Genomic DNA, 7,817 nt, shown 5'->3' with positions numbered 1-7,817 from the left:
CCAACAACACCGTCAAGCACGCCCGCGCCCGCAACGTCGCCATCCGCTTCGTCCGCGACAACGGCACCTGCCACCTCACCATCCGCGACGACGGCGTCGGCTTCGACCCGCGCGACGACTTCGCCGGCCACTTCGGCCTCACCTCCATGCGCGAACGCGCCACCCGCCTCGGCGGCACCCTCGCCGTCGAAAGCGCCCCCGGCACCGGCACCACCGTCAGCGTCCGCGTCCCCGTCCGCGTGTGAGGCCAATGATAGGCTAAACCAATGTGAGCCCTGCAATTTCGGGGCGTCTGTGTTATAGTACGTACGCGACATTCTAGGGCAGTTCCGAGGATATGCTGCTATGCTAGTGCCGAATAAAGAGCACTTCACCAAATCTTACGTTCCAGGTTACATGCAGTGCATGCGCTTTATCGACCTATTTGCTGGTTTGGGGGGGTTCCACTTGGCGCTCCAGCAGTTAGGACATACTTGCGTTTTCGCAAGTGAACTCGATCCGCAATTACGAGCACTCTATCAAACCAATTTTGGGATGGTAGCTGCGGGAGATATCAGGGCTGTAAGAGAAGAGGACATACCAGAACATGATGTGCTATGCGCGGGATTTCCATGCCAACCATTCTCAAAGGCAGGCGAGCAGAATGGCCTTGCAGATCCGAAGTGGGGAGATCTGCTGTACGAAATATTGCGGGTGGTGAAATACCATAAGCCGCGCTTCGTTATGCTGGAGAACGTGCCTAACTTCGCTCGCCACGACCAGGGACGGACGTGGCAGAAAGCGGAGGCATTACTCCAAGCAGCGGGTTACGATATCTGTCACCGTAAACTCTCACCACATCGCTACGGCATCCCTCAAGTGCGTGAGCGTGTATTTATCGTCGGTAGCCGGGATGGTTTAGGTAACTTTGAATGGCCTCAGGAAACTCGTATACCAACTTCGATTTCGAAGGTATTGGACAAGAATCCTCCCGATGCCCGGCGATTATCAGACCAGGTTATTGCGTGTATTGGGGTGTGGCAAGAGTTCGTGGAGCGATTCCCAAAGGATCAGGAATTGCCGTCATTTCCAATCTGGTCGATGGAGTTCGGGGCAACTTATCCTTATGAACTGACGACGCCATTTGCATCAGAGTTAGAAGACCTGCGGCAATTCAAAGGCAACCATGGCCGAGCATTGAGTGGCCTAGCTAAAGATGACTTGATGCAGGCGCTGCCTTCATATGCGAGGACGCCTCAACCACGCTTCCCTGATTGGAAGGTCCAGTTCATTCGCCAGAATCGTGAGTTGTATTCGAAGAACAGGGATTGGATCGATAAGTGGATGACGAAAATCCTGACCTTCCCACCCAGCTTGCAGAAATTCGAGTGGAACTGTAAGGGTGCTGATAGGAACATTTGGAACCTAGTAATCCAGTTTCGGGCATCGGGAGTTCGCGTGAAGCGCCCAACGACCGCGCCATCTCTCGTGGCGATGACCACAACTCAGGTACCGATCATCGCTTGGGAGCAGCGATACATGACGCCAAAGGAATGTGCTCGACTTCAAAGTATGGAGGAACTGAGCGAGTTACCAGCGACACCCACGGCGGCGTACAAGGCACTAGGAAATGCGGTGAATGTTAAGATTGTGAAGATGATCGCTGAGCAACTCTTAGCAGAGAAGTCACCAGCGCCACCAGCCCTGGGCAGCCTGCTGCTTGTGCAAGCAGGGCTTTTCGAGTAATGTGGCGCGAATGGACAATCCCTATTGGGATAAGAGGTTACTATGGCTAGCACAGATCGTGTTAACATACGCCCCGGTGTCAGCATCCTTTCCGTGCTACGCCACCTGAACTATCGGCCATGGTTTGCGATTGCAGAGTTTGTTGATAACGCATTACAGAGCTTTCTGAGCAATCGCGACGAAATTGAGCATTTCGAGGGGCAGGGCTTTCCATTGCTTGTGCAAATCGCCTTCGATCCGGCTGAGGGTGGGCGATTAACGGTCCGAGATAACGCAGCTGGAATCCATGAATCGGACTACGCCAGAGCATTTCGCCCCGCAGAGGTTCCACCTGATCGGGCTGGTCTTTCTGAATTTGGGATGGGAATGAAGAGCGCTGCGTGCTGGTTCGCGCCTCAGTGGGCAGTGCGAACATCAGCGCTTGGTGAGCCATTCGAGCGTGAGGTGGCCTTTGACATTGCAACCATTGTCAAAGATGATCTTGAGGAGTTAGTAGTAACGACAGCGCCAGCCAATAAGAATACCCATTTCACAGAAATTACCCTTACCAATTTGTACAAGATCCCTCAAACACGGACTCTTAGCAAAATTAAGGAGCATCTTGGAAGCATTTACCGCATCTTCATCCACGAGGGGCTACTGGTGCTGAAATTCGATGACCAGCCCTTGACCTATAGCCAACCAAACATTCTCGTGGCACCGCATTATCGTGAGCCTGGCAGTGAGCCAGTGCAGTGGCGCAAAGAGATCGATCTTGATTTGGGCCTGGGTCTTCGGGCACGAGGGTTCGCCGCATTGAGGGAACGTGGCGATGTTTCCCGTGCTGGCTTCGCTCTCTTCCGCCGCAATCGCTTGATTCAGGGTAGTGCTGATGAGGGTTATCGGCCGGAGCAAGTCTTCGGTAAGTCAAATAGCTATGCATTTCAGCGCCTCTTTGGTGAGTTACACCTAGATGGTTTCGATGTGAGTCACACAAAAGATGGTTTTCGGTGGGAAGAGAATGAGGAAGAATTTCTAGCCTTGCTCAAAGAAGAACTTGATAGCAAGCCAATTCGCTTGCTTGATCAAGCGGAGGGCTACCGGTCGAGGCCGAAGCCTGAGGAGTACAGGGTTGGAGCAGAGACGGCTGTGCGACGAACAGCCGATACAATTGTGCGCGAAGTTCCACGTATTTTGGAGCAACAACTCACCGCACCACCCGAACTGAAGACTCCACCGCCGATCCTCATGAAGACTGTAACAGTGGCGGAGCGTATCATAGATGCTGAGTTCCAAGGATGCCATTGGCGAATCGCATTAGAATTGTCTAGCGATCCAAGCATCGATGAGTGGGTGGAGATTTCTGTCCAGCCTGCCGCTCAGTATGATGCTAAAGGCGAGGCGATCTGGCGAGTGGGAGTGCGACTGGCTCTTGCACACCCATTCATGGAGCGATTTGGTGGAACTGACGCTGCCAGAATCGAGCCTCTCCTCCGAGTAGCTGTCGCTGTTGTTCTAGCAGAAGTCACGGCCCGTGCAAGTGGGGTCGGCGGTGCTGGGACAATTCGCCGAAACATTAACGAGTTGCTGCGCGATGCCCTATCGAAAGCCTAAGTGATCCTGTCTAGTACTTGAATTGTTGGAAGAGGACATATGAACGAGAATGCCAAAGTCTCAGGTGCTGAACTAGTCGAATTAATACCGACAGCTGATAGCGACAAGCAGTGGAAACCAACCATTGGGACTGAAACTCTTGCTATGCTCGATCAGGTGCCGATCACAAGCCGACAGACAGTAATGGATGAGGCGTTGGATGTACTTTCTTGGTGTTTGCCGCCTTCCGAAACAGAAGGGAGTCGGACTGGCTTAGTCATCGGCTATGTCCAAAGTGGTAAAACGATGTCCTTTACAACGGTATCAGCACTGGCACACGACAATGGATTTCAGTTGATCATCGTAATTACCGGCACATCGGTGCCTCTATTCAAGCAGTCGAAGGAACGTCTTGTGGAAGACTTAAGGTTGCAAGATCGTGGACGGCCTTGGAAACACTTCGCCAACCCTACGGTTCGTGGAAATGCACGCCGTAGCATCGAGAGTGCTTTGCAGCGATGGAAGGATTCGTCAATTTCCCACATGGAGCGGCAGACTGTACTAATTACGGTAATGAAGCACGGAACTCACTTGGACAACCTAATAAGACTGCTCGCTTCTCTTGATCTACGTGCAGTGCCTACGTTGCTCATTGACGACGAGGCTGATCAAGCTAGCCTGAATAACCTGGTTAAGAAAGGGAAGGAAAGCCCAACCTATCGAAGGATTCTGGAATTACGCACTAACGTGCCGCACCATACATTTCTCCAGTACACCGCAACTCCGCAAGCGCTCTTGCTGATAAACCTGATCGACGTGCTGTCTCCTGGCTTTGGATATGTACTCACTCCTGGCCTTGCATATACGGGTGGCGTAACCTTCTTTGAGGAGCGTCTCGATCTCGTCCGCCGCATTCCTCTGATGGATGTGCCCACAGCCCGCAACAAACTTGAGGAGCCACCCCAGAGCCTACTGGAAGCAATGCGGATTTTCTTCATTGGCGCAGCCGCAGGCTCGATTCTCGGCCCTCCGCCACATAATCGATCAATGATGGTTCACCCTTCAAAGAACACATTAGCGCACGCAGACTACAGCTACTGGGTAAACGCTATTATGCGGCGATGGCAAGGCACTCTTGCACTCGCAGAGACAGACCCAGATCGTCAGGAACTCGTGGTCGAATTCCGCGACTCGTATGACAAACTTGCAACCACAACTGACGCACTGCCGCCATTCAATGTGCTCATCAACATATTGTCGCGCGTAATCCGCGAGACTATTCCTACGACCGTAAATGCCCGTCAAGGACAAACGCCCGAAATCGATTGGAAGCAAGATTACGCTCACCTGCTGATTGGTGGGCAAGCGCTAGATCGCGGCTATACCGTTGAAGGTCTGACGGTAACTTACATGCCGCGTGGCCAAGGTGTGGGCAATGCTGATACTATCCAGCAACGTGCGCGTTGGTTCGGATATAAGGCAGCTTATCTGGGCTTCTGCCGCGTGTATCTCGCCGAGCAGACGTTCCATGCCTATCAAGGTTATGTGGAACATGAGGAAGATGTTCGAGGACAACTACGGCAGCACCTAGCCGCAGGCCGAAGCCTAGATGAATGGAAGCGGCTGTTTCTACTAGACAGTCAGCTTCGGCCAACCCGCCACAACGTCTTAGACCTTGACTATGTTCGTGGTAACTTCGCACGTTCGTGGTTTGAGCCTCGTGCTCCACACTATTCCAAGGAGGCGCTTGAGCAGAATCGTGCGCTCGTCCAGGAGTTCTGCTCAACCTTGCAATTCGCGCCAGATTCCGGCGACGAACGACGCCTTGATGCACATCGCCATCTTGTCGCAATTGACGTTCCGCTTACGGACGTCTATGCTAATTTTCTCACCCCGTTAACAATAACAGGGCCAAACGACTCGCTGCGCTATATGGGGCTCCTGCTCCAAATTCGAAGGTATTTGGAGCAGCACCGAGATGCACCTTGCACTGTCTATCGAATGCGACCAAAGGTAGATAGGCCCATTTATCGTACGGTTGATCAGCAAGGAGAAATACCCGAACTCTTCCAAGGTGCGTATCCTGATAAACGCGGTGAGATCTATCCAGGCGATCGGACAATCCGATCAGAGAGCGCCCTAACGATTCAGATTCATCACTTGGATGAGGTTCGCCAGGACGGCGAAGTCATTGCACTCGATGTCCCAGTGGTCGCCATTTGGATACCACGCGACATGACTGCCGATTGGTTGCTGCAAGATCAAGGGGACGATGCATAGGATACCCCAATGCTTGACTTAAACTCGATATTTGACTCACTAGCAGTACCGACTACAGACAAGTCGGAGGGATTTCGTTTCTCTGCCCTCCCCATTCCAGGACTTGAACGGCACCGTCTAGGTAAGAGTGTGCGAGGCGAGCCAACCCTGCTTATTGCTGTCGCTGATGCAGTAGAGCGGGGGCGACCAGTGCCAATCGCCCTGGAACATCTTGCAATCCAACATGATATGGATTGCCGAATCGCCCGCCCAGATGGATCTGTTGAGAACGGGCAGTTCACTGTTGTTCGCTGTGTAGGTGCTGATCAGGCGCTCTCTTCCTACTTCCTACGAGTTGCCAGCGCCCTTGTTGCCTCTCTTGGCGAAGCTCCACTGCGGGTAGATGTTTCAAAGGCAATTGACGGCTTAGTCGAACTCTTCCGAGCAATGAAAGACCTTCCGCGCAAATCAATTCAGGGACTTTGGGCAGAATTGTTTGTCATCGCCCGCGCTCACGATCCGGGTATGTTGGTGAAAGCATGGCATGCTACACCGGGAGATCGCTATGATTTCAGCCTGGGGCTTCAACGTGTCGAAGTCAAGAGTACCGCCAGTAGGCTACGGCGGCACTACTTCACAATCGAGCAGCTACATCCACCGCGTGATACTGTGCTGGTCGTGGTCTCGCTGTTTGTTGAGCGCGCCGGTGCCGGGCTTTCAATCGTCGATCTAGTCGATGAAATACGGAGCCACTTGTCCGGCGATGTTGATTTAGCGCATTGGGTTGATCGAGTAGTAGCACTTACGCTAGGGGAAGACTGGAGGTTAGCGGAGGATGAACGATTTGACAATGCACTAGCACAGAGTTCTCTGGCTTGTTATGAACCAGTTGCTATTCCTCGACTTGATGCTGCTGTACCACTTGGGGTCAGTGAGGTACGATTTCGCTCCGATCTTACGAACATTCCTTCAATTCCGGTCGGCAGCCTGCGATCAGCAGATGGTTTGATTAGGGCGCTAATGCCGCGCAGGAGAGCAGGTTAGATGGTTCAGAGGCTATTCTAGTGCCACGCGCTCATCGACTGGCATTCTCGAATCTTGAACTATGAACCTTTTCGCCATTCGTCACTCATCATTCAACGTCAGCCCGATCATCTCCATCAACTTCAGCGCATTCGTCGAGGTGGCGATCCCCGGCCGCAGGTGGTAATCGAACGTCATCGTCGTCCCCTCCGGCCCGCTCGCGAACTGCTCGGTGAAGTGGACCGTCCGCGCCGCCTCCGCCAGCGGCGACGCATCCGCCAGATTGAGATCGTGCGTCGAGACCGCCCCGATCGCCCCGCAGCGCACCAGGTGCCCGATGATCCGGCGCGCGGCGATCTGCCGCTCGGCCGTATTCGTCCCCTGCAACATCTCATCGAGCAGATAGCAGAGGCGCGGCCCATCGCCCGACGGCGTCGCCCGCGCCGCATCCACGATCGCCTTCAGCCGCCGCAACTCCGCCAGATAGTACGAGACCCCCTGCGCCAGCGAATCCTCGATCCGCATGCTCGTCCAGAGCGCCACCGGCGGCAACCGCAACGCCGCCGCGCAGACCGGCCCCCCCGCCCCCGCCAGCACCAGATTCGTCCCGATCGCGCGCAGCAGCGTGCTCTTCCCCGACATATTCGAGCCGGTGACCAGCAGGAAACTCCCCGGCGGCCCCACCGCCACATCGTTCGCCACCCGCGCCTCGTCCGCCAGCAGCGGATGCCCCAGCGCACTCGCCTCAATCGCCGCCGCCGCCGGATCGATCTCCGGCATCGTCCAGTCCGGCTGCGCGTGGGCCAGCCCCGCCAGCCCCGCCAGCGCCTCGATCTCCCCCAACGCCTCCAGCCAGCGCCGGGCGAGCTTGCCCGCATCCCGCTGCCACCGCTCCAGCCCCGCCAGCGTATGCAGATCCCACAGGCACAGCCGCTGCAACAGCCCGTGCGACCCCGATTCCGGCGGGATCACGAACTGCCCCAGCCACGCCAGCCGCTTCATCTGCCGATACGCCGACATCTCCCCCGCCGAGAGGTCGGCCTGCAACCGCGCCAGCAATGGCGCGTCGAACTCCACCCCATCCAGCACCGCGAACGACGCGGCGAAGTGCTGCAAACTCCGCTGCTGCGCCGAAATCGTCGCCAGCAACGCCATCGTGCGCTTGCCATGCACCCGCCAGATAATCTCGATCAGCAGCAAGCAAATCAGATAGAGCGGAAACGTCACAATCCCGGTCA

6 protein-coding genes are annotated in these 7,817 nt (G+C 55.1%); 5 read left to right on the top strand and 1 reads right to left on the bottom strand.

Features of this window, described 5'->3' with window-relative positions; translation table 11 throughout:
- The 5 genes from K1Y02_23515 to K1Y02_23495 form a co-directional block, all read left to right on the top strand.
- Positions 1–245, top strand: a 245-nt coding sequence (locus K1Y02_23515; protein ID MBX7259351.1) for a sensor histidine kinase, incomplete at its 5' end; no start/stop codon positions are given.
- A gap of 151 nt (positions 246–396) precedes the next feature.
- Complete coding sequence (locus tag K1Y02_23510; GenBank protein ID MBX7259350.1) at positions 397–1,725, top strand: DNA cytosine methyltransferase; 1,329 nt, start codon at positions 397–399, stop codon at positions 1,723–1,725.
- Between the two features lie 42 nt (positions 1,726–1,767).
- A complete protein-coding gene (locus K1Y02_23505) occupies positions 1,768–3,318 on the top strand; it encodes an ATP-binding protein (protein ID MBX7259349.1) in 1,551 nt (516 codons plus the stop codon).
- 39 nt (positions 3,319–3,357) lie between these two features.
- A complete protein-coding gene (locus tag K1Y02_23500; GenBank protein MBX7259348.1) occupies positions 3,358–5,577 on the top strand; it encodes a Z1 domain-containing protein in 2,220 nt (739 codons plus the stop codon).
- 9 nt (positions 5,578–5,586) lie between these two features.
- Positions 5,587–6,600 (top strand): PD-(D/E)XK motif protein, encoded by a 1,014-nt coding sequence (locus K1Y02_23495; protein ID MBX7259347.1) that lies wholly within the window; start codon positions 5,587–5,589, stop codon positions 6,598–6,600.
- Between the two features lie 81 nt (positions 6,601–6,681).
- On the opposite strand, the gene K1Y02_23490 is transcribed toward K1Y02_23495, so the two are convergent.
- Positions 6,682–7,817: DNA mismatch repair protein (locus tag K1Y02_23490; protein ID MBX7259346.1), on the bottom strand; the 1,136-nt coding region annotated here is incomplete at its 5' end.

Source organism: Candidatus Hydrogenedentota bacterium, from assembly GCA_019695095.1.
Lineage (GTDB): Bacteria > Hydrogenedentota > Hydrogenedentia > Hydrogenedentales > SLHB01 > JAIBAQ01.
Note: the sequence above shows the minus strand (reverse complement) of the source record. Positions and strands in the feature narration are given on the sequence as shown.